Annotated in this window: 23 protein-coding genes and 1 tRNA gene; 11 read left to right on the top strand and 13 right to left on the bottom strand. The window is 46.4% G+C overall.

The features are described from left to right. Window positions 1-13: 13 nt before the first annotated feature. The 3 genes from GVY43_RS03490 to GVY43_RS03480 all read right to left on the bottom strand — a co-directional run bounded on the left by GVY43_RS03490 (window position 14) and on the right by GVY43_RS03480 (window position 2,855). Window positions 14-778: a DUF817 domain-containing protein gene (locus GVY43_RS03490; RefSeq protein ID WP_159562267.1), complete on the bottom strand. Its 765-nt coding sequence runs from the start codon at window positions 776-778 to the stop codon at window positions 14-16. An 8-nt stretch (window positions 779-786) separates the two neighbouring features. Continuing rightward, window positions 787-1,647: a metal-dependent hydrolase gene (locus GVY43_RS03485; protein ID WP_159562266.1), complete on the bottom strand. Its 861-nt coding sequence runs from the start codon at window positions 1,645-1,647 to the stop codon at window positions 787-789. Window positions 1,648-1,847: 200 nt separating this feature from the next. Then, the gene (locus GVY43_RS03480) at window positions 1,848-2,855 is read right to left on the bottom strand and encodes a YafY family protein (RefSeq protein ID WP_159562265.1); all 1,008 of its coding nucleotides are present in this window, start codon (window positions 2,853-2,855) and stop codon (window positions 1,848-1,850) included. 116 nt (window positions 2,856-2,971) lie between these two features. Here GVY43_RS03480 and GVY43_RS03475 point away from each other — a divergent pair, with 116 nt between their 5' ends. After that, window positions 2,972-3,817: an alpha/beta fold hydrolase gene (locus GVY43_RS03475; RefSeq protein WP_159562264.1), complete on the top strand. Its 846-nt coding sequence runs from the start codon at window positions 2,972-2,974 to the stop codon at window positions 3,815-3,817. A gap of 24 nt (window positions 3,818-3,841) precedes the next feature. Here GVY43_RS03475 and GVY43_RS03470 read toward each other — a convergent pair whose 3' ends face one another. The 7 genes from GVY43_RS03470 to GVY43_RS03440 all read right to left on the bottom strand — a co-directional run bounded on the left by GVY43_RS03470 (window position 3,842) and on the right by GVY43_RS03440 (window position 10,739). After that, complete coding sequence (locus tag GVY43_RS03470; RefSeq protein ID WP_159562263.1) at window positions 3,842-4,255, bottom strand: hypothetical protein; 414 nt, start codon at window positions 4,253-4,255, stop codon at window positions 3,842-3,844. A 102-nt stretch (window positions 4,256-4,357) separates the two neighbouring features. Then, entirely contained in the window at window positions 4,358-5,776 is a 1,419-nt protein-coding gene (locus GVY43_RS03465; protein ID WP_159562262.1) for a sucrose-6-phosphate hydrolase, read from the bottom strand. Between the two features lie 19 nt (window positions 5,777-5,795). After that, a complete protein-coding gene (locus GVY43_RS03460) occupies window positions 5,796-7,226 on the bottom strand; it encodes a sucrose-specific PTS transporter subunit IIBC (RefSeq protein ID WP_159562261.1) in 1,431 nt (476 codons plus the stop codon). A 2-nt stretch (window positions 7,227-7,228) separates the two neighbouring features. Continuing rightward, window positions 7,229-8,167, bottom strand: coding sequence for a carbohydrate kinase (locus GVY43_RS03455; protein WP_159562260.1), 939 nt, complete (start codon window positions 8,165-8,167; stop codon window positions 7,229-7,231). Between the two features lie 107 nt (window positions 8,168-8,274). Then, window positions 8,275-9,264: a LacI family DNA-binding transcriptional regulator gene (locus GVY43_RS03450; protein WP_159562259.1), complete on the bottom strand. Its 990-nt coding sequence runs from the start codon at window positions 9,262-9,264 to the stop codon at window positions 8,275-8,277. A 47-nt stretch (window positions 9,265-9,311) separates the two neighbouring features. Continuing rightward, complete coding sequence (locus GVY43_RS03445) at window positions 9,312-9,788, bottom strand: N-acetyltransferase (RefSeq protein WP_159562258.1); 477 nt, start codon at window positions 9,786-9,788, stop codon at window positions 9,312-9,314. 87 nt (window positions 9,789-9,875) lie between these two features. Further along, window positions 9,876-10,739 (bottom strand): cation diffusion facilitator family transporter, encoded by an 864-nt coding sequence (locus GVY43_RS03440; RefSeq protein WP_159562257.1) that lies wholly within the window; start codon window positions 10,737-10,739, stop codon window positions 9,876-9,878. Between the two features lie 181 nt (window positions 10,740-10,920). On the opposite strand from GVY43_RS03440, the gene GVY43_RS03435 reads away from it, so the two are divergent. The 6 genes from GVY43_RS03435 to GVY43_RS03410 all read left to right on the top strand — a co-directional run bounded on the left by GVY43_RS03435 (window position 10,921) and on the right by GVY43_RS03410 (window position 17,497). Next, complete coding sequence (locus GVY43_RS03435) at window positions 10,921-11,232, top strand: hypothetical protein (RefSeq protein ID WP_012726238.1); 312 nt, start codon at window positions 10,921-10,923, stop codon at window positions 11,230-11,232. A gap of 40 nt (window positions 11,233-11,272) precedes the next feature. Continuing rightward, complete coding sequence (locus GVY43_RS03430; protein WP_159562256.1) at window positions 11,273-12,064, top strand: class I SAM-dependent methyltransferase; 792 nt, start codon at window positions 11,273-11,275, stop codon at window positions 12,062-12,064. A 153-nt stretch (window positions 12,065-12,217) separates the two neighbouring features. After that, entirely contained in the window at window positions 12,218-14,596 is a 2,379-nt protein-coding gene (locus tag GVY43_RS03425) for an immune inhibitor A domain-containing protein (protein WP_371730217.1), read from the top strand. A 107-nt stretch (window positions 14,597-14,703) separates the two neighbouring features. Further along, a tRNA-Thr gene (locus GVY43_RS03420) sits at window positions 14,704-14,774 on the top strand. A 360-nt stretch (window positions 14,775-15,134) separates the two neighbouring features. Then, entirely contained in the window at window positions 15,135-16,205 is a 1,071-nt protein-coding gene (locus GVY43_RS03415; RefSeq protein ID WP_159562254.1) for a hypothetical protein, read from the top strand. A gap of 596 nt (window positions 16,206-16,801) precedes the next feature. Next, window positions 16,802-17,497: a queuosine precursor transporter gene (locus tag GVY43_RS03410; RefSeq protein WP_078146857.1), complete on the top strand. Its 696-nt coding sequence runs from the start codon at window positions 16,802-16,804 to the stop codon at window positions 17,495-17,497. Between the two features lie 38 nt (window positions 17,498-17,535). Here the strand turns inward: GVY43_RS03410 and GVY43_RS03405 are convergent, their stop codons facing one another. After that, entirely contained in the window at window positions 17,536-17,784 is a 249-nt protein-coding gene (locus tag GVY43_RS03405) for a hypothetical protein (protein ID WP_159562253.1), read from the bottom strand. A gap of 147 nt (window positions 17,785-17,931) precedes the next feature. Here GVY43_RS03405 and GVY43_RS03400 point away from each other — a divergent pair, with 147 nt between their 5' ends. The 3 genes from GVY43_RS03400 (at window position 17,932) to GVY43_RS03390 (ending at window position 19,350) form a co-directional block, all read left to right on the top strand. Next, window positions 17,932-18,288: a PilZ domain-containing protein gene (locus GVY43_RS03400; protein ID WP_159562252.1), complete on the top strand. Its 357-nt coding sequence runs from the start codon at window positions 17,932-17,934 to the stop codon at window positions 18,286-18,288. An 84-nt stretch (window positions 18,289-18,372) separates the two neighbouring features. Then, the gene (locus GVY43_RS03395; protein ID WP_078146855.1) at window positions 18,373-19,014 is read left to right on the top strand and encodes a hypothetical protein; all 642 of its coding nucleotides are present in this window, start codon (window positions 18,373-18,375) and stop codon (window positions 19,012-19,014) included. A 63-nt stretch (window positions 19,015-19,077) separates the two neighbouring features. Beyond that, a complete protein-coding gene (locus tag GVY43_RS03390; RefSeq protein ID WP_159562251.1) occupies window positions 19,078-19,350 on the top strand; it encodes a hypothetical protein in 273 nt (90 codons plus the stop codon). Window positions 19,351-19,412: 62 nt separating this feature from the next. On the opposite strand, the gene GVY43_RS16080 is transcribed toward GVY43_RS03390, so the two are convergent. After that, window positions 19,413-19,541, bottom strand: a complete 129-nt coding sequence (locus GVY43_RS16080; RefSeq protein ID WP_255541905.1) for a hypothetical protein — start codon at window positions 19,539-19,541, stop codon at window positions 19,413-19,415. A gap of 60 nt (window positions 19,542-19,601) precedes the next feature. Further along, window positions 19,602-22,265, bottom strand: coding sequence for a cation-transporting P-type ATPase (locus tag GVY43_RS03385; RefSeq protein WP_159562250.1), 2,664 nt, complete (start codon window positions 22,263-22,265; stop codon window positions 19,602-19,604). 259 nt (window positions 22,266-22,524) lie between these two features. Between GVY43_RS03385 and GVY43_RS03380 the strand changes: the two genes are divergently transcribed. After that, window positions 22,525-23,559, top strand: a complete 1,035-nt coding sequence (locus GVY43_RS03380) for a PTS sugar transporter subunit IIC (protein WP_159562249.1) — start codon at window positions 22,525-22,527, stop codon at window positions 23,557-23,559. The last annotated feature ends 97 nt before the right edge of the window (window positions 23,560-23,656 follow it).

Raw genomic sequence — 23,656 nt, 5'->3', positions numbered from 1 at the left:
ACACATGTCGAGTTTAAGGTAATTCATACTCCAATTTTCGCTTTTGCCAAGCGACAAGGAGGATACTGATGATGACGAGTAGGAACCAGGACGACAGTTTTCCCAAATCGACGATGGCCCAACCGTTCAATTGGTCCGGATACGCCCAGCCGTTGTAGAACGTGACAATATTTTCAGCGAGCCAGATAAAGCAGGCAATCAAGAAGAATGACAGGACGACCGGCATCTTAAATCGTCGATCGTCGAGTTTATACGAGACAACCGAGCGACCGAACGCCAAAAAGATGAATGCGATCAACAGCCACCGTAGGTCTAACCAAACATGGTGCCAAAAAAAGTTGAAGTATATGGCGATGCCAAGTCCGAAGGCGATGATTGGGTGGGGCATCTTCGTAAATCGTAAATCGAGACGACGCCATGCCTGGACGACATAACTTCCAACGCTCGCATACATAAACCCTGCATAGAGCGGGACGCCCCACACTTTTGTGAACGCCTCATCCGGATAACTCCATGACCCCATCTGCACCTTGAACAGTTCAAGTCCGAGACCGATGACATGGAACCAGCTGATGACCCTCACTTCTTCCATCGTCTCAAGTCCCGTCTTCACAAGGATCACTTGGACGAACAGACACCAGATGAGTAAGACATCATATCGCGGGAGCGGTAACTCCACAAATTTCGTGACGGCGAGCGCGCCAAAGATGGCGACCGGGAAGATACAACTAAGTGCCTGTTCGTAAGCAAAGATAAAGAGATAACGTATACGTCCCATCCGTTGCCCTACCTTTCGATATATTCATATAAAAATGAGGACTCTCCGTCATAAAAACGTGGGTCAAAGACGCCGAGTCGTTCTTCGTTCGCCACGATGACGACGAACGGTGACCATTTTGTCAATGTGCGTGCCTCTTGATTCACTTCAAACAATGGCTCAAGACTCGTCTTTTCGGCACTCGTCAATTCGTATTGCAAGGTCGCTTCTTGATATATCGAATCTTGAAAGAGCGATACGTCCTCGTCAGTCTTCGTAATGACCGTGAAATGTGTCGGGATAAATGAAGCCGAGAGCGCCACTTCGTCATATTCTTTTGAATAAGACTGATATAAATAGGCGCCTTGTGCACTTTGAAGCGCGACATAAAGAACGAGGGCAGCCCATGCATACCGATACGTCTTATACCGGACTTCTTGTTTACGTGCGACGAGCCAGGCGACCAAGAAGATTCCCCAATAGACAAAATCGACAATCGGGATCACACCGAATGTGATCCTCACGTCCGAGATCGGTTCGAAATACCCTGTCCCCCATGCATTGAACAAATCGGATGTATTGTGTACGAAGACAGACAATAAGGCCCACCAAAAATAGCGGATGTCCGTCACTCGAAAGAGAAGACGAACCAGTATGTAGATGAGCAGTGCAAAGAGCGGAACGAGGAAGATCGAGTGAGTGATGCCGCGATGCCACATCTGATACATGCCTTCCGTGTCCCATAGCCGTGAAATCACATCACTGTCAGGGATTTGGCTCCCGACGAGTGTCGTGACGAATAAGGCTCGTTTTTCATGTTGTTGTAAATCACGCTTATCGGCTGCACCATATAACGTCAAACCGAATAACGTATGTGTAATCGTATCCACGTTCTACCTCCATAGCGAAAGAGACATCTCCCAATCCTGGACGATGTCTCTTCCTATTAGTTCTCTTTATCCATTTTCATGGCGCGTCTTGCGACGATCGTTACGAAAATGACAGCGACAATCGGAATGATCAATGGCATCCAATTCAACATCCGCCTGTCCCCCTTCATCTAGTGTCGCAAGCAGTATAGCACATCTGCTTACTCGATGGAGGAATGAATGCTTGTATGTTCATAAGTAATTGCCATCTTCTCAATCGTTGCTTTCATATGTTCACGAAGCGTGAGTGGTTCAACCACTTCTACTTGTGAACCCAAAGACAGCAACCAGTAAATGAATCCGTCAGATACGGCTGCGTCGAAACGGATGAGGAAGCGTTCTCCATGTTCGGACACGGAAACATCTTCTCCTAATTTGTCAAAGATGACCGGGAGTACCCGTTCGTCGACAGACAAGACGATTTGTTCATCAGATCCGTTATACATATTGAATGACTTTTGATAGTAATCATCAGGTAGATGATGTTTCGGGCGAATGGTGCCGTCTTCCACGATCTCCGAGTTGACGATGCGATCGACCCGATAGTTCCGCACCTCTCCGATTGATTCGTCGATTCCGATCAAGTAGTACTGCTCGTGATTCCAATGCAAGTCGATCGGATTGACGACATAACGTTCTCCGTCACGACGAAGTGGAAACGTTCGCTTCGTTACATCGAATCCGACGACGTCTGTATATTGGAACGAGATGGCTTTCCGTTCATGAATGGCCCGTTGAATACGATCGATATGGTAAGGAATGTGTCCGTGTTTTTTCTTCGGCGTCTTGATGATCGATTGTAGCGTCTTCGCTTCAGGGATACTCGTCAGCATTTGAAGCTTCTCTACGATTTCCTCGGTCACGTCTTCCGAGATAAATTTCGCTGCGACAATCGCATCGACCATCATCCGAAGTTCATGAATCTCAAATAAGCGGGCCGAATGCCAATATTTTTTGGCGAGACCATTCTTCTCCAATTCATCCTGCACTTCAAACCCCGAATTATTCAGTGCTTGGATATCGTCTTTCACCGATTTTTTTGCTAACTTAGAAGTATCTCCAATCGTTGACAAGTACTCGAGCAAATCTTCTAGTGTCTTTGGATTCGCTTCGTCCGTGTAACGTTCGAAGAAACGTCGAACTTCAAGTAACCGCTCTCGGTTATTCACGGTTCTATCCCCTTTCGTCTCTCTGTCTAAATTATGTATAAACAGACATTATCATTTTATTTCCACGAAATAAAGGTATTTTCCATTACAAAACGTTTAAGGAGGCGCCATCTAAGTTGAAATATTATGCACACGTCGACGGCTCAAAAATCGAATATATAGACCGCGGTCACGGTCCCGTCATCGTACTGATCCATGGGACCCAGTCATCGAGTTTAGAACCATACCATGTGGACCAACTCGTTTTATCCGGTTTCCGGGTCATTGTCCCATCTAGACCCGGATATGGAGAAACACCATACTCTTTTTCAGCATCTCCTCAATTGTTTGCATCCCGACTGTCTCACTTGATGCAAATGCTAGATATTGATCGATATCATGTCTATGGCATCTCTGCCGGAGGACCGACCGCGATCGAGCTCGCTTCACAGAATCAGCGTGTCCTTAGTTTGACCCTCGCTGCCGCCGTGACGAGTGTCGTTGATTTCCCGTATCGGGACACGGTCAGCCGAAATGTCGTCCAACCCGCATTTATCGCACTTCAATACATCATGAAACAGTTTATTGCTCGTGCCATTCATAAACATCCATTCGAAGCGACGGCCCGTATGATTCAATCGACAAGCGTGTTGGCACTCGAGACGATTCGAGAAGAGGTGTCTCCTTATGATATTTTCCTCCTGAAACGCGTCGCGAATCAGATGGCGTTTGGACTTGGCGCACAGTTCGATTTGAAACAGCGTGTCTCGAGTGAGGTGTTACTCGGTGTGTCGTGCCCAACCTATATCATTCACTCGAAAAACGACAAAGCAGTTCCTGTTCGACATGCCCATTACGCGAAGCGCTTGATCCCACATGCGCAGCTTACGATTCTGAACAGTCCCGGTCACTTGATTTGGGTCGGACGGCAAGCAAGAAAATCAGAGCGACAAATCGAACAATTTATCCGTTTTAACTCCTAAAGCATCTCAAAAAGAGGTGCTTTTTTACGCCTCTAATCCGAGGGCATCAATCAATTGATTCGTTGTATGTTCCGGGATTCTCCAGATAACGTCTGTTCGTTCAAATTCTGTGATCACACTTGGATGGTCCGGTTGTCCGAGCCAAAGCTGATAGCGCTCTTGCTCTCTACCTTTAAATTGTACGATGAGGTCAAAATCGGGTGCTACTTCGATTTCGATGTCTTCGATTTCTTCTGAACTTCGTAGCATTTCCGCGAACACTCTCACTTGATCCAACGAGTGGAATTCTAGTGCTATTTTTTCATTAAACGAACCCAGTCCTACCGATTCTGCCACCATCACACGTTCAACTTCTTCATTCTCAATTTCTCCCACTGGATCCCCAAATGGTGCGGTAATCGTTCGAATCGCATCAACCCACTTCATCATTTTTTCCATTCTTTCACCTCTCTCTTCTCTATCTCAATACGTAGATCCAATCAAAACGGTTTCAAAATATAGAAATAAAAGAAAAGCCGAGCAAACGCTCAGCTTTTACATTCATTCATATTTCCAACCGACTAAACTTGCCTCGTCTCCGACGTAGCGGACCCGTTTCTCACCCTCACTCGGGAAGACGCGAAGGGTTGCCACAGCATCACCATCGTTGACGAAACACTCGACACTCGACGAGTCGACATACAAATGAAGGGACGTGACCTCAATCACTTTTGTCCGGGTCGTCCCAAACTCCGTCGCAAACGGTTCACCCGCGTTTGTCCGATCGATGGTCAATTCGCGTGTATCTTTCTCGTACCGAATCACGAGCGACTCATCTTCCGTCTTCAACAGTTCAAGTTTGAAGTCTTCTCCGGCCGTCGACAGTTCTAATTCAAAACGTTCGGGTGAGACCACGTCAAGCTGTGTCCCTGATTCGTTGACAAACTGGTCTTGTCGTAGTTGCTTCATTTCTGGGACAGGTCGTTGTTTCAATACACCATCTTCCACTGATAGTTCACGTGGCAGTGTTAACGCATGTGCCCAGCCGTACCGGTCTGTCGGATATTCGATTTCCGGTAGTCCCATCCAACCGACTAGAATACGACGCCCGTCATGCTCCGTCGATTGCGGTGCATAAAAGTCAAACCCGAAGTCGAGCTCTTCAAACGACTCATGTTTGAAGACGAGTGTCTCCAAATCAAGCGTGCCTGTGACATATCCAGATTGGTAGATGTTGTGGTAGCGATGACCTTCCGGCTCAATCCCTTGCGGAGAAAAAATGAGCACGTGTTTTCCTTCAATTTCAAAGACGTCAGGACACTCCCACATGTAACCGAACTGCTCGAGCCCCGTCTTCACTTCACCTAAAAATGTCCAATCACTTAAGTCAGTTGAACGATATAAGACGACACAACCTGTCTCATCTGTGCGCTGCGCCCCGACAATCGCATAATATGTGCCATCTGCTTCCCATACCTTTGGATCTCGGAAGTGTTCCGTATAGCCTGCCGGGATATCCGGGATGGCCACGTTGCGGCGCTCGATTATCCCTTCACGCAGTACACCGATGATTTGCGAGGCGTGACGCGTCCAATCGTCCGTACGATGATTCCCTGTATACATCACGTGAAGGGTGTCGTCTACAACGAAACCACTTCCAGAATAGGCACCGTGGGAATCTTCTTTCGTTTCAGGGACTAACGCCACCCCGCGGTCGGTCCAATGGACAAGATCTTTCGAACTGACATGATACCAATGTTTGAGACCGTGAACTGGCCCGAGCGGGAACCATTGATAGAATAGATGGTACTCTCCATCGTAATAGGTGAAGCCGTTCGGGTCATTGAGGAGGCCCGTCGGCGGCTGGATATGGTACCCAAACCGCCACGGGGATGCGGCCGTCTTTGCACGGAGCACCTCCATCTCGAGGGCGCTCACGTCACGGAGTGAACGATAACGTTCGGCCTTCGTCCAATTCATAGTGTCACTTCCTTTTTCGTTACGCGGCTTGTTTGACCGCTTCTTTTTTTGCTTGTCGTTTCGCAAGGATGAATGTCAATCCGAATGTCACGGCAAAGGCGATGGCCATACCAATGATATACGAGATGATCGAACCCGGTGCGATTGAAATAATTCCCGGTAATCCGGCAGCACCGAGCGCTACTGCCAATACGTCGTTTCCAACGATGAATGCAGAGGCAACGGCTGAACCGACGATGGCTGCGATGAATGGATAACGAAGTTTTAAGTTGACCCCGAACATGGCAGGCTCTGTGATCCCAAGTAATGCAGAGATTCCTGATGCTGAGGCGACACCTTTCATCTTCTTATCAGCAGTCAAGAAGAAGACGGCAAGGGTAGCTGCCCCTTGTGCGACGTTTGACATCGCAGCGATTGGGAAGATGAACGATCCCCCTGTTTCAGCGATATCGGCGAGAAGCTGTGTCTCAATTGCGATGAAGCTATGGTGCATCCCCGTGATAACGATTGGAGCGTAGAGAAGACCCATGATCAAGCCACCGACGAACCCGAGTGAATCGTACGTCCATACTAATCCATCAATGATCAAGTTCCCTGCTTCGCGTGTGATTGGACCCACGAAGGCGAACGTGATGAATGCTGTGAAGAGAAGTGAGAGCAATGGCGTGAGCAAAATATCAAGTGATGCCGGCATAAACTTCCGAATGTTGATTTCAAGTTTCGATAAAATATATGTCGAGACGAGGACTGGTAAGACTTGTCCTTGGTATCCTAACTTCTCAATCTCAAGCCCAAAGATGTTCCAAACCGGAATCTCCTCAACGCTTGCCTGAGCGTATGCATTGATCAAGTCCGGGTGAACCATGATCATCCCGAGTGCTGCACCGAGATATGGGTTACCACCGAACCGCTTGGCTGCGGAGAACCCTATGAGTACAGGTAGGAAGACGAAGGCGGCGTTTGCGAACGTATTGATCATCGCTGCTATGTCTGCCATGCCTGGATACTGGTCAATCAATGAACGTCCTTCAAAAAACAAATCCGGTGCTGTCAATAGGTTGTTGATCCCCATCAAGAGACCTCCGGCGACGATGGCCGGAATGATTGGGACGAAGATATCTGATAACATTTTGACAAATTGCTGGAGCGGGTTCATCTTTTTCGCTCCGGCTGACTTCACGTCTGTCGTTGACATGTCTCCAAGACCTGTCAATTGTAAAAATTCGGCATAAACCTTGTTGACCGTACCTTGTCCGATGATGATTTGGTATTGTCCTCCTGTCGAGAACGTTCCTTTGACGACGTCAAGTTGTTCGAGTGCTTTCTCATCGACCTTTGACTCATCGTTCAATACGAGACGAAGACGAGTCGCACAATGCGCCGCTGCCGCAACGTTCTCTTTACCGCCGATTGCCTCTAATATCGAAGCTGCTTCTTTTTTGTAATCCATTTTCATTTCCCTCCTAACGTTTCATTTACAAGCTGTCGTGTTGGAATGGCTGGAATGGCTCCATAAGCCGTACATGTCAATGCACCTGTTACATTCGCATATTCAATGTCGGAACGTAAGCGCTCCGGGTCAAACCCGAGTGTCGCCAAACGATACAAATAGGCACCAACGAATGCATCACCTGCACCCGTCGAATCCACACTCTCAATCGCAATCGATGGAACGATTTCGTGGTGAACCGTTGTCGCAATCAATGTGCCACGAGATCCGAGTGTGATTGCCACCTGTTTAGCTCCTAATCGGAGAAGCGCTTGAACCGCTTCTTCAAGTTGCTTCTCACCCGTTAACAAGTGGGCTTCTTCTTCACTTAGTTTGACGAAGTCTGCTTCTGCGATGAAATGTCTCGCGTCTTGTTTAAACTGTTCGAGGTCAGTGATCAGTGCATCCCGATAGTTCGGGTCGAACGAGATAAACAAGCCATCCCGCTTTGCAAATTGCAATAATTTGAAGTACGCATCTTTCAGTTTTCCATCAAGTAGTGCTGTCGCTGAACCAAAATGAATGATGTCTCTTGACTCAATCACTGATAAGTCGATTGAATCGAAGGCGTACTCTCCGTCACTTCCGCGACGGAATGTGAAGTCCCGCTCTCCATCCTCTTGAATTGATACGAATGCGAACGTCGTGTCTCCAGACTCCACAAGGTTTTCTGTTCGGACGCCGTTCTCGACCAACGTCTGTTTCAAGAAGAGACCAAACGGGTCATCTCCGACCTGTCCGAGGAAACTAGATTGCCCCCCGTGCTTACTGACGACTGCCGCGACATTCGCAGGTGCGCCCCCTGCTTTTTTGACGAACGTTGTCCCTTTAACGAGATTGCTTGAAGCATCCTCGCATACCCAGTCAATCAACAATTCGCCGATACAATGTACGGTGTTCATATCGTCCACCTCCAAAAATCATATGAGTTCTTTATACAATTGGTACCGGTTCCAAAATTAAGTAAAAAATGTTGCGGAACCGGTTCCGCAACACAAATGTAAACGATTTAATTTAACTTGTCAACGCTTTCGCGCACTTTTAGTTCAAAAATTGTGAACGTTTTCATTGAGACGTGTTCACCTTGCAACAGCTGTAGCATCATGTCGGCAGCTTTCGCACCAGTTCGGCGATAAGGAAGGTGTACCGTCGTGATGGATGGATGCAGGACTTCCGTGAAATCATATCCTCCAAATCCACTGACAGAGATATCCCTCGGGACAGTGATTCCTTGATTCGCCAATCCTTTCAATATTCCCAAAGCAATGTTGTCGGTCGCACAAACGATTAAGGAAACAGAGCCGACATTATCCGCCAACTGTTCACCGATTGGAATGGCATCCTCAATCTTAAACGTCGTTTGAATGACTCTGACATTTGCCTCCGACTCTTGAAACGCCCGCAAAAATCCGTCACGGCGTGCTTGACCGACCGCGATATCCGATTCATACACCCCGACATAGACCACGTTTCGATGACCCCACTCCGTGAACTGTTTACCGAGCGCATAGGCCGCATCATAGTCAGGATAGACGAGACTATGGACATTGTCATGTTGCTGACCAATCAACAAGACCGGGATTTGAATCGCCTCAATCGCCTCAAGATGACGTTCCGTGACCGTCGTCCCAAGCCAGATGATTCCGGCGACTTTTTGTTTGGCCAAATTGTATAGCTGTTCGATTTCTCGTTCCGTCTGTTGTGCTGTATTGACGACGAGCATTTGATATCCTCGTTCCGTGAGCTGTTCATCAATCCCCATCATCGTCCGTGAGGCGGCATACGAATCGAGCCGTGGAACGATGACCCCAATCATCTTCGTCTGTTTCGACTTGAGACTTTGCGCGAACTGATTCGGCTCATAGTTCGTATCTCGAATGACCCGGTCGAGTTTTTCCCTTGTTGCCTTTCCGACCGATCCACCGTTCAGATAGCGTGAGACCGTACTTTTGGCGACACCAGCGAGCTCGGCAATGTCTTTAATGGTGACTTGCTTCATCCTTACCCCTCCATATGAAAAAAGCTGACGTGCGAGACGCCGTCAGCTTAATGGTTTACCACATATCGTTTCTTAAAATTTAAATAATACAGACCGTTCCGCTTTTCGAACCCGTTCTGAATGAGAACATGATGCATCTCTTGTTGATGTGGGCTCGTCGGTGGGATGCCAGCCCGGACTGTTTGTCCATCCATCAATTTTGAGTCCAGTAAGGCAAGACGCAAACCTTCTGTCGCATATCCTTTGTTTTTGTACGCATCGAACACCATCAGGTCGAGTTGGTATACGCGGGCAAGCTTGAGTAACAAGACTTTACCGACCAGTTTGTCATCGACCATCAAGTCGTAATAGAAGTCTTCTCCATAACTATGCTCTTCTGCGTGATAAAGTTGCTCCGCCCCCATTTCCTCGAGGATCCCTTTTAACTCTTCAGCAGAAACGCCATATGCACTTTCTCCGTATTTTTGAAAGTGTTCATATTCAATCTCATCAATCTGGCGAATAGGTTGACGCACGATGTTCATCCCGTGCCCTCCTTAACTAGTAGTTCAATATCTGTCTGCGCTTATTATAAACGAATCCCTTCATGAAGCGCAAAAGATAACCGAACATCAAACCGGTTCGATATGAATATGCACCGAATCGACCGCATGCTCTTCATCTAGTTTCCGTTCGATATCGTCACACAATTCATGGGCCGCGTCCACAGTCAAATCGCCATCGACTGCAATCGTTACATCGAGCATCACGTGATTCCCAAGATGACGCCCTTTGATTTCCCGAACTTCTTTCACACGCTCAAATTGTTCAATCGTTTCCTCATAGGACTCGACGAGATGTGGAGGGAATCCGTCAGAAAGCTGATGGGTGGCATCTAAAAAGATTTGAATCGCTGTCCGGATGATCATGCCGGCAATCACAATTGCTAAGACCGTGTCCATCCAAGGCAGTTGAAAATAAGCGAATAGCACACCAAGTGTGGCTCCGACTGAAATCATCGCATCGGCCAAGTTGTCTTTCGCCGCCGCTTTAAGTGCCAATGACTTTGTTTTTCTCGCGAGGTTCAAGTTGAACCGATACACCCCGAACATGACGAGCGCACTGACGAAGGCGACGACCGCTGCCAACGGGTTCGGTTCGGTATACTCGCCCCCAATTAAGTTCGATAGACTGTTTAAGAAGACGAAAATACCGACCGCAATCATGATCAATGAAGCGATGAGAGCAGAGATCGTCTCCATTTTCGCATGACCATATTTATGCTCGGCATCCCGTGGCAATGCAGCCACCCGAATGCCAATATAGACCGCGACCGATGCAATGATATCCGTCGTATTGTTGAATCCATCGGCTAGGACCGCTTCAGATTCATATAAGTACCCGAAGAATACTTTTAGTATAGATAAAATCAAATATGCCGTAATCGACACAATCGCTCCTTTGAGCGCTTTTGGTGGATGATTTGTCGTTTCCATCCGCCCACCTCCTTATTAGCTCAGTTAGTATAGCAGGTGACATTCGTGTGGGGATAGAGAAACAATGTTTCTTACAGCCAAAATAAATGGAATATATTCCCGGTAGTTTCGTTTAACTAATTTTATGGTAAAGTAAACAGGAAGAGACCTTAGGGTTAAACCGCAAAAAGAGGTGAAACAGATGTTTACAGAACGTGATGGGATTAAATTACGATTGGAACAAATTGACAGATTGTTAATCGATTTGAATCGCGAGGCAAAGCAATTGATGGCACGTCTCCGCGAATTAGATGCTTCTGGCGAAAATCCGCACGAAGTATCTCTGAAACCTGAAGAACGTGATACGTTGAAGTCGTCAATCGATGAAACGCTTGAAGCGCTTCAAAGCCGTTCAAAACGTCCGATGAACGTGAACGATGAGAAGAAGAAAGAACTCGCTTCTCATAAAGCACTTATCGATGAATTATCAGACTTACTCAGTAAGAAAAAATGAGACGCAACTGCGTCTCATTTTTTATGAAGGAGCCCGGATTATGTATATTGTCACTACTTGTTTGCGCCCTACAGATGATGTCTTGTCTCGAGCGCATACGCATGCCACAGAATACAAGATGAAATTTGTCGACCGACGCAAACTTTCCATTGATGAGTTGAAGAAGCGTCATCAACAAGGTGTACTTATCTTTGATAAACGACGTGTCGAGTTCACACCTTTGCATAGTACAGAGCCGTTCTTTTTTCACCCATCGAGCTCTGTCTTTCGGGTAAAGCAACTGAGCCGAGGTGGATCAGATCCACTCATTGATGCCATGCAAGCAAATCCAGGTGATCATGTTCTAGATTGTACACTCGGACTCGGCTCGGACAGTATCGTCATGAGCCATGTCGTCGGTTCAACCGGTAAAGTAATTGGCCTTGAGAGTCAATTCATTACGGCACAGCTCGTCCGGGAAGGCATGTCCGTATGGGTCGAAAAAGATGAGCAGGTCAATGAGGCGATGCGACGCATTGAGGTCGTTCACTCCAACTCTCTCGACTATTTGAAAACGTGTGCGGAAAATTCGTTTGATTGTATCTACTTTGATCCGATGTTTGAAAAGACAATTTCAGAATCGGTTCATCTGAACCCACTTCGCACAATCGCCGACACTTCCCCTCTCACAGAAGAGTTGATTATCGAAGCCAAACGAGTAGCCAAGAAACGAATTGTCCTGAAAGCGCATTATGAGAGCGATTCCTTTAAACGGTACGGTTTCACTCACATAAAACGTAAAACGTCGAAATTCCATTACGGATATATCGACCTAGAGTCTAAGTCTATTTAGTTAAATTGAACTAAATAGGTCTTTAGACTCTTTTTTCGTGTATTATTTTCTGAATATTGACATTAATCAGACACAGAGAGTACATTTACAACAAGCTCACACATTTTCCCATTATTTTTTAACAGGAGGTTCACACAAATGAAAAAACGTTCCATCCGTCGAACGACACTCGCGGCTCTCATGACATCTGCCATGACGGTCAGTATCGTTCCGGCAGCTGGTGCTGCTCCCCTCTCGGTTGCACCATCGGTTCCGACAACGAGCGAGCTCGCTCCGTTCGACCACAATATCATCGATGAAGAGCGCCTCGCGAAAGCTCTCGAGAAACGTGGCGTCATCAAAAAAGGATTGTCTTCATCTGAACGCATGAAAGCAGTCGATGCGTATATCGCGAAAAAGCAAGGCGAAGCGAAAGATCCACATAAGCATGACGACAAAGTGGACGAGAAGGCTTCAAAAGCAAAAGAGAAGATACATACTCAATTCGAAAAGGAATCAAAACGAATTCTTGATAAAGCGAAAAAAGGGCAAGGAAATTACCGTAAAGGGAAACCGAACGGTCAAGTAAAAGTATCTCCTGCCCAGCAATCTGCATACAGCGGCTCGGTACGTGAAGATAAAGTCCTCGTCCTCCTCGTCGAGTACAGCGACTTCAAACACAACAACATCATTCAAGAACCGGGCTATATGTACAGCGATAATTTCAGTAAAGAACATTATGAAAAGTATATGTTCGGTGATCAACAATTTGAACTCTTTAACGGTGAAAAGGTTCAAACGTTCAAACAATACTATGAAGAACAATCAGGCGGAAGTTATACAGTCGATGGTGAGGTTTCGGAGTGGTTGACCGTTCCAGGAACCGCGAAAGACTATGGTGCGGACAAAGGCGATGGTGGACATGATAACGTCGGACCGGGACCACGTCAACTCGTCAAAGATGCGTTGAATGCTGCGGTCGCATCTGGAATCGATTTGAAAGAACATGACCAATACGATCTATACGATTTGGATGGAGACGGTGACTTCAATGAGCCGGACGGTCTCGTTGACCACTTGATGATCATCCACGCTGGGACTGGCCAAGAAGCGGGTGGCGGTGCGCTCGGTGACGATGCGGTATGGTCACATCGCTGGGTTCTTGATGGTGTTTACCCAGTAGCCAATACAGAAGCTGCAGTTCCTTACTGGGGCGGAAAAATGGCTGCGTACGATTACACGATTCAACCAGAAGATGGTGCGGTCGGCGTTTTCGCACACGAATTCGGACATGACCTCGGTCTTCCCGATGAGTACGATACGCAGTACATAGGTCAAGGCGAACCGGTTCAATCATGGTCAATCATGAGTGGCGGTAGCTGGGCCGGTAAAGTCGCAGGTACGGAGCCAACAAGCTTCTCACCACAAAACAAAGAATACTTCCAAAAAATCATGGGTGGAAACTGGGCAAATATCACTGAAGTCGACCTTGAAGACATCAACTCTCAAGGATTCGTCGCACAACTCGACCAATCTGTGACGAAATCAAACAACCCAGGCATCGTCAAAGTCAACCTTCCTGATAAGAAGATTAAAGGAATCGAACCAGCTTATGGCGATCGCTACTATTACTCGACAAAAGGTGACGACATCCATACTGAGATGGCAACACCAGCTGTGAAACTCGGTGCGGACGGAGTCCTCGCATTCGATTCATTCTATGAAGTCGAATCTGACTATGATTACTTGTACATCAAAGCCCTTAGCGGTGGTCAAGAAGTCGTTCTCGATGTATTCGGTGACGAGGTCAACGGCGCGAACGAAGCAGGCTACCCTGCTGAGACGACAAACGGTGCATGGGTCAACAAATCATACGACCTCTCACAATTCGCTGGTCAAGATGTTCAAATCGTCTTTGAATACGTGACAGACGGCGGCGTCGCCATGAAAGGCTTCGCAGTCGACAACTTGTCAATCAAATCAGAATCCGCAACACTCTTCGCAGATGATGCGGAAGGCGCTGAAGCCGTGACGCTCGATGGATTCGTCTCTTCAGACGGATACGATTCAAAACCACACTATTACTACCTTGAATGGCGTAACCACGCCGGGTCGGATATGGGACTTCTCAACGGCCGCGGCGTGAAATACAACACAGGTCTCGTCGTGTGGTACGGTGATGACTCGTACACAGACAACCGGGTCGGTGTCCACCCTGGTGAAGGGTTCCTCGGTGTCGTCGATTCACATCCTGAAGCGCTCATCGGTAACTTGAACGGTCAACAGACAGTCGCAGGTAGTACACGTTACCAAATTGCTGATGCGGCGTTCAGTCTCGATAAGACGCTCGCTTGGTATATCGATTCACCGAGTCGTGGCGTGTATGATTACAAAGCACAGCCTGGCGTGAAGCAGTTCAATGATGCAAACTCTTACATCAACTCGCTCATTCCAGATGCAGGACGCAAACTTCCGCAATACGGTCTCGTCATTGACGTAGTCGGTGAAGCGAAAGACAACTCTGCAGGTGCCGTTTGGATCCGTACAAAATAATGATGTAGCATTCGACCTCCAGTCTTCCTTTATCGAAGATTGGAGGTCTTATTATTCTAAAAAAGCTTGAAAACGACGAATAATCTGTGTAACATAGTTGGTGTAACGCCTCTGTAGGTTAGTGGCAGACCTCAGCAATGGTAATGCTGCAGCACGAGTTCGATTCTCGTCGGAGGCATCATAAATATCGCTTAACGAAGCGGTTTAGAGCACTTCCTGTTTATGACAGGGGTGCTTTTTTCGTTTATTTCCACTTTCATATCTCAATCAAAATTATGTTTTTATTATGTAAAATATTTTTTAGTGGCGTCGATTCTATTTTTGTTCATTTTAAACTTTATTTAACAAATATCGGTATAAATAGAATTGGTGATATAATAGATGGGACATTTTGAAGGGAGTGGAGAAAGTGTTAGACTTTTTGTTTCTTATAAGTTTTCTTGTTCTCGCAATCTCGTTCTTATTAAACTCAGCTGCTAAAGGTGAAATGAAGAAAGATTCTTGTATGCACATACAACCTACTGTGAAGATGTTAAGAATGCAACGAACGACTCGGCAATTGATGGGCGTATCTGGGGCCGGTCTACTGATTCTGTTCGCGATTGTTTCGGCTTTTCCGCCGAGAGAAGAAGAACCTGTAGCTAGTGCTATTAAAATAGTCGGAGAGGAAAATAGGGAAACTTCAAATAAAGACACGCTTACGGTTGATACTAATTTAGTATTGGACGACCTTGCGTCTTTGCCAGAAGTGCCTGCCAGATACACAGACCGATACAACGAAGTAAATGAAGTTATTGCGCGGACCGACTCCCTCCTCACCCTCATCAAGAAAAATATGAGCGAATGCGATGGCCCTTGTAGCGACCTCCCTCTGGAAGAAATCCAAACTCGTTTCGATGTGATGGAAGAATTAATCACCACTTCTCGCAACCAATTACAGAAGGCGTCTGAGATTGTGAATGAGATGGCGCTGGAAGAACCCACCGAATTGCACACGCGAAAATTATTCGAACTTGAAGAGAACTTGCAAGCAACCTCTTATTCACTCGAAACAATGCAGATTGCGGAGTCGTGGGAAAGTTGGGATGAGCCAATTAAATATATAGAGAATACACGCAAGGAACGCTTATATAAAATCCCATTAGAAGATACAATTCTTCAAGTCGAAAGCAGAAGCGAGTTTGATGACGGGGTTGCATACTCGCAAGATGAAATGAACAGCGCATTCCACATCACTAGTTCTATTGATCGTATGTTATTTGATATTTCCTCTGCGAAAGACTTCTTAAGAACACACGAACCTAGTTATGTTCCTCAATCTATCGAAAATGTATTTCAAATCGCAATGAAATATGAGGACGACTTAAAATATGCGATTGAAAACACAGGGGATGAACGAGTTACGAAAGAATACAGCATCGCACTCGAAAAAGTAGAAATCCTATTGGGTTCATTGCAGGGTTATGAAGAATTAACTTCACAGTACTCAGCTACTCAATCTGAACAAGATAAACTTATTACGTTACTAACGGATATGGAATCCTCTTTAGCCTTTGAGAAAGTTTACATTAAGTCAGTCTTATCAGATACTCCACTTACCTACAACTGATTCTGTGCACAGCATTGTGAGCACTTACCACCCATGCACAGTCGAATGCAAAGTTTTATACACCGATAACTTACAACGACTATTTTGGCAATAGTTCAATCACACCATACCTTTCATGAATCTACTCCCACGAAATCCTAAATAAGAAATGATAATGCTGCAGGGCGAGTTCGATTCTCTTCGAATGCATCAACTATATCCTTCAATCAAGCGGTTAAAAGCACCTACCGAACTTTTCATTTGACCTTCGGGACCTAAGTTAAAGACAAACGGCCGCCAGCTGACGATCGTTGCGTTGCTCGCCCGTCGACGCACCGACTCCTGCAGGAGAGCAATCCAACGGAGACCCAGCAGCGACACAAGTCGCGATGCGGCTCCGGGATTGCCTGCGGAAAGCGCGGGCGTCGGAAAGGCGAGCGATAATATTCATGTTAGTCAACAAACTGCACTTCCTGAATGCTTCAGAAGGTGCTTTTTATTTGCTCGTCCACTATCATATGAATTTCTTCATCCCCCCTCTCCTTGACATCATTTCCGTTCCTCTATAAACTTGAAAAGTTGAAATCATTGAATAGTTAGAGGAAGGAGCATGATTCATGCTAAACGAATGGTTATGGATTCCTTCTGCCATCCTTACACTCGGACTACTCGTCCTCAGTTACAAGTTATTCGGACGAGTCGGCTTATATGCTTGGATTGCGATGGCTTCGGTCGTTGCAAACATCCAAGTCACGCAACAGATTGTAATTGGCGGATACATTTTCACGCTCGGTAACATCGTTTACGGTTCGCTCTACTTGGCAACCGATATTTTGAACGAAAAACATGGGCGAGCGGCTGCCCGTAAAGGCGTATGGCTCGGATTTTTCATCTTGATCGTCTCAACGGTACTCATGCAATACGCACTGTTATATGAGCCGTTTGAAGAGGCACTGTTCATGCACGAAAGCTTCGAGGCACTCTTCTCGATGCTGCCATTGATCACACTCGGTAGCCTTGCTGCCTATTTGGTCTCTCAATTGTTCGATGTCTTCGTCTATTCGAAGATTCGCGCAAAAACTGGCGAGAAGAAGCTTTGGCTTCGTACGACAGGTTCGACCGTCTTATCTCAACTGATTGATACGTTCACGTTCTGTATCATCGCATTCTGGGGAATGGAATGGGACATTTGGTGGAATATCTTTATCACGACATACGTGGCCAAGTTTGTAATCGCGTGGATGGCGACACCGTTTATGTATTACGCAAAACGGACAAATCCACAAGACGAAACCGAACAGGACGCCGCATAAGGAAAAGCCGTAACTTCATGTTGAAGTTACGGCTTTTCTCATGGTCGTTCGATCTGGATACGCACAGCATACGGACGGGCTTCTTCAATCGACGCCGACTCTCGACAGACGGTAATCGCTTTGAATGCATCAATCGCGACCGCCTCGATGGTATGATCGTTCGTTTCGACTTCAAGAATGGTATAAGCAGGTAAGCGCTCGAGTTTAACCCACTCCCCGTTACGTTTTTTTTCATAGATGACTGGTGTTTGAATCGAGTAACGTCGGAGTAAATCATGTACATTCATCTGATCTCCTCCCTATTCAAATCGTACACCTATTATAGAAAGCGCTTTCACTTTTGTAAAGCGAGTACACTATAATTTTATACAATCTTCCACTTCATTTTAAATTCAATTTTGCCGATAAAAGAAGTAAAGAAATGGGGTGAATTGATGCGTTATCGCCGACAGGAGACGTTCCGCTATATCCTACCGAATCCCCGTACCATCCCTTATCGACTTGTATGGGAAGAAAAAGAACTCTATGATGGGGAAGGATTGCTTCTCAATGTAAGTTCTCATGGATTAAAATTGCGATCGGACTACCTCTTCCCGCTCTCTGATGATTTACAGGTCCATTTTCTTTTCGACCTCGTTCCGACGCTTCAACCGATCGAACTCATTGGACATGTCAGACACCGTGGCCAAACGGGCTCGCTGTATGATTATGGGATCATGCTTGATGTGAAGGCTGACGAAACTCAGCAACTCGTCACGATGATTAAAACGTATGCACGTGAAAATAAATGAGAACATGCGTCAGGCATCTTCTCATTTTTTCGTGTCTCCAAAAGAGGGTATACTACAACTATCAACCATTGACGAGGTGTTCGTATGACAAGAAAATTCTTATTGATTCCTTGGGGACTGGCAATTGCATTCGCCGTCATCGGTCCAAATGTCCCGTTCGACGGACGCTTTCTTCTCGATTTTGTGACTTATAATACCGAGGCGTACGAAGGCTATTCTCTATCGCTCTTTAGTATCTTAGGGGTGTTTCCCCTGGCGATGTTTCCACTTCTTTGGTCAGAAGTGAATCAGCTCAAACCGAATCCACTCATCGCCGCTGTCACCAGTTTTTTCGTTGGGGGATTTCTACTCGCTCCTTATTTGGCTTTTGCGAGACAGTCACCTTATCCGACCCCGGTCAAACCACTGCCGACCCGTATCCTCGGCGTTGTGCTTTTACTGGTGACAATCGGGTTGTTCATCGCTGCAGCCAATACCGGAAATGTTGCTGAATACTGGTCATATGTGGAGAACAATCAATTTGTTCGAACGATGACCGTTGATTTCTTCTTGTTGGCATTCATTCAAATCACGTTAATGAATCGGGACGCGAAACGCTATAAAATGAGTTTATGGCCGCTCCCTTACATCCCGTTGTTCGGTCTCATTTTTTGGCTCATGATTCGTCATCAAAAACCGTTCAACGAAGCACCTCCAAAGCGTGAACGGGCTGAAATGAAACATTGAGCACCCATTTTTCATCAAAAACGGCTATACTAGAAATTAGTTTTTAATGAAGGAGACCATCATATGCGTTATTTCCAAGTCACTTCTTACGTGACTGTCAAGAATGAAGAACTCGAATTCAATGAATATGTAAAAATTCCAAACCAAAAAGTCGATCAGTTTTTGAAAGACACATTGGAACTAGATTTATACGATGACCAAGTGACATTGCGTGAATGTGTTGTCGAAAAAGGGAAATGGGAATGCCCAGTCGGTGATTTTGTCATCACGGAGCATATGAACGAGAAGACATTCAATCGGCTACAAAACAGCCGCTCTGTAAAGTCAACATCATAAACCAACTCAAAAAGATCCTGCTAGCTCATTGTGCTAGCAGGATCTTTTGACTGTTACACGATTTATTCGTTAGATTCTTCCTCTGGATCAGGGTCAGGATGCTGTGTCGGAGCCGGTTTTTTCGCCGGATCCGACTCGTCATCCGGTAGCGGATCCGGGTGAACCCCTGGTTGTGATTCGTCACGCTTCATCGTATCCCTCCTTCATGTTTACTCCACTTGTTTATCCTTTTTTCACATGAATGAAACGTATCAGTGTATATTCCGGTTGCCGATGACACGTCTGGAGATCGCCTTTTCAATTTCAACGATGATAAAGACGACGGCACCAAATGCCACAGGATAAATCCAATCTTCCCACGTTAATGGAGCGGTACCGAATAACGTATGCATAAACGGTACGTACGTGATGAACAATTGTAGGGCAATGAGTAAAGCTGATACGAGAAACGCAATCTTATTGTCAAAGAAATGACGGTTGAATGCTGGTGCCAACTCCGTACGACAGTTATACAAGTGGAAGAGCTGGGCCATGACGATGGCATTCAAGGTGATGGTTTGTAATTTCTCGGTCGAGTAGTCGAAATCCCCCAGCATATAGTTGATCCATAAACTACCGCCCCCGATAATAATTGAAACGAAGGTGACGCGGAAAATATAGTATCGGCTGAGTAGCGGCACATTGGCCGGACGTGGCGGTCGTTTCATCGTACTCTCTTCGAGTGGTTCGAAAGCGATTGCTAAAGAGAGAGTAATCGCGACAACCATGTTGACCCATAAAATCTGCACAGGACTGAGCGGTGCAGCCGCTCCGAGCAAGATACTCATTGCCACAAGCAACGCTTGACCTCCGTTTGTCGGAAGCAAGAAGAGAATGGTTTTCTTCAGGTTATCGTACACCCGTCGTCCTTCTCGTACGGCGTTATAGATCGTTTTGAAGTTGTCATCGACAAGAACCATCTGAGATGCTTCTTTCGCTACTTCCGTCCCTTTAATCCCCATTGCCACACCAATGTCAGCACGTTTTAAGGCAGGTGCGTCGTTCACACCATCTCCTGTCATCGATGTAATCAGACCGTTCTCTTGCAATCCTTTGACGAGACGAAGCTTGTCGTTAGGGCTGGTCCGTGCGAATACATCGTTATGAACGGAAGCCTCTTTGATTTCTTCATCTGTCATATCTGTCAATTCACGACCTTCGAGGGCGCCTTCCACTTCCATGCCCAGTTCTTTTGCAATCGCGACAGCGGTATCTTTATGATCACCCGTGATCATTTTAATTCGGATTCCAGCATCACGACACGCGGCAACCGCATCGATGGCCTCTTGTCGAGGTGGGTCGACGATTCCAAATAAGCCGAGGAAAGTCAGACCATCTTCAACATCCTCATGGTCGATTGACGCTTTTGAACTGTCGACACGTTTTAGACCAGCACCGAGAACGCGTTGACCGCGGTCGGCAATCTCTTTTCGTTTTTCATCCCAATAGTCTTGTTTAAAGTTTTCAGACGACGCCATATCAAAGAGTCGGTCCGGCGCCCCTTTGACAAAAATCATTCGCTCCCCTTTGTAATCGACGAGCGTCGCCATGTATTTATATTCAGAATCGAACGGAATCTTCGAGATAACTTTTAAACGTTCAATTGGGCGTTCAGCTTTCTCAGCGACCGTCAACAGACAAGCCTCTGTCGGATCGCCGTTGATGACCCAGTCGCCGTCTTCTTCATTCAACTGAGAATCGTTACACGTCTTCCCGACGGTTAACAGGTCAATCATGGATTCATCATCATCCAAGTCAAACGGTTGACCATTCAATTCGAGATCTCCATTCGGAGCATATCCGCTACCCGAGACTTCGATATCATGGTTCGCTGTCACGATTTGTTTGACCGTCATCTCATTCTTCGTCAACGTACCCGTCTTATCCGTACAAATGACAGATACAGCACCAAGCGTTTCGACAGATGGTAAACTTCGAACAATCGCTTTTTGTTCAGCCATATTCCGGACACCGAGTGCCAAAATGATAGAGATGACGGCAGGCAACCCTTCAGGAATCGCCGCAACGGCAAGACCGATTGTCGTCAGCATCAATTCGACCGGCTCATAATCTCGTAAAAAGTAACCGAACGCATAAATCACGACGGAGATGATTAAGATGGCGATGGACACCGTTTGACCAAACTTTGTTGTTTGACGAATCAGAGGGGTTTTGACGGTCTGGACTTCTGAGATTGAAGCGTTGATTTGACCGAGTTCCGTACCTTCACCGATGGCCGTCACGATGGCTTTGGCACTTCCCGTCGCGACACTCGTGCCCGAGTACACCATGTTTTTTCGGTCAGCCAACACCGCGTCTTCTTTCACGACGTCCGATTTTTTCTCGACAGTCGTCGCTTCTCCGGTTAACGCCGATTCCTCAACCTTAAATTTTTCAGCTTGAACGACACGGGCATCGGCCGGCACTTTATCTCCGGCAGCAAGTACAAGGACATCCCCCACGACCAGGTCACTTGAATCAATCTCAGATTGCTTGCCGTTTCGAACGATGGTCGCCTTTGTTTCTAATAATTTTTTGATTCCTTCGAGCGCTTCTTCTGCCTTATTTTCTTGAAGGTATCCGACGACGCCGATAATCGTGACGACTAAAACGATGACGATCGTATCGATGTACTCCCCTAAGAATCCTGTGACGACGGCAGCCGCTAATAAGACGTACACGAGAACATCATTGAATTGTCTTAGAAATTTTATAATTTCAGGGGTTTTCTCTTTCTCCGGCAATACGTTTTTGCCGAATTCGTCTTGACGACTTGTGACACTTTCTGTTGTAAGACCTGATTCAAGATCAGTCTCCACATGGGTTCGCACCTCATCTACTTCGAGCGCATGCCACGGTCTGTCTTCGTTCTGCATGATTCATCCTCCTCGACCAATACTTTTTGAAAAGTCTTTCCCCTATCTGTTCCCAATCTCATGCGGCTCGACACGTGCAAACTTGTAGAATTGATGTCATTTTTCAAAGAAAACGCTTTCTTGATTTGGAATTTCTAATTGTAACCGGTATCATTGTTCAATTTTAATTTTTCTTTTGAATATGGCTTTACAGAAGTCTTTCTATGCATGAATATAGAATAAATTATGAATAAATAGAGATAGAAAGAAGGAAGAGTTTATGGTCATTATTCAAGGAATCGCACTTTTACTGCTCATCCTCGCCTTGTTCACATTATTTAGTTATAAGGCGCCTTTTGGAATGAAGGCGATGGGAGCATTGGCCGGTGCTGCAATCGCGAGTTTCCTCGTCGAAGCGTTCAACGCGTATGCAATCGGCGGATTGCTGCCACTTCCTCTTTATGAAGAAGTAGGTCAAGCGGCTGGCGCTTTGTCAGGTCCTGCCGCTGCGGCTCTTGTCGCCATCGCACTTGGAATCAACCCCGTCTATAGTTTGATGATCGGGTTGTCTGTATCGGGATTCGGAATCCTTCCTGGCTTTTTTGCAGGATATCTTTTGGCTTTGGCTGGCACTCGAATCAATCGCTATCTGCCGACCGGCGTCGATATGATTTTTTACGTCATCGTGATGGCACCGCTCGCCCGTCTCGTCGCGACAGGGGTAGACCCACTCGTGACAAACACACTTGAACAGATTGGAGCTGTCATCGAACTGGCAGCAACACAAAATCCGGTCGTCATGGGTCTCGTCTTAGGAGGGATTGTCACGGTCGTATCAACGTCGCCTCTCAGTTCGATGGCCTTGACGGCGATGCTTGGTTTGACAGGTGTACCGATGGCAATTGCCGCGCTTGCGTTGACTGCGTCCATCTCAATGAATTACTTGTTATTCCGTCAATTGAAAATCGGAACAAAGAAAGATCAGCTTTCTGTCGCCATCGAACCGTTGACGCAAGCTGACCTCATTTCCGCTAACCCAATTCCAATTTACAGTGTCAACTTTGTCGGTGGAGCCATCGCCGGGTTGATTGTCGCCATGACCGGTATGATCAACGATGCACCGGGTTCGGCAGCCGGGATTCCGGGACTTCTTGTCATGTATGGTTTCAACGATTGGCAAACAGTCACCTTCACAGCCGTTGTACTGTTCATCCTCGGAATCGGTTTTGGCTTGATCGGAAGTCGTTTGTTCAAAAATTTCCCGATTGTCCGTCATACGGAAAAAGTCGAATCGACAGAAGAAGATGCAGCCTAATCAAAAAATCGATGCACGTTCGAACAAAATGTTCGGCGGCATCGATTTTTCATTTTCACACGTGGGATTATCCTTACAATTCAAAAGCATCAATCGG

This window comes from Exiguobacterium sp. 8H (assembly GCF_902506255.1).
In the GTDB taxonomy this organism is placed as follows: Bacteria; Bacillota; Bacilli; order Exiguobacteriales; family Exiguobacteriaceae; genus Exiguobacterium; species Exiguobacterium profundum.
Note: the sequence above shows the minus strand (reverse complement) of the source record. Positions and strands in the feature narration are given on the sequence as shown.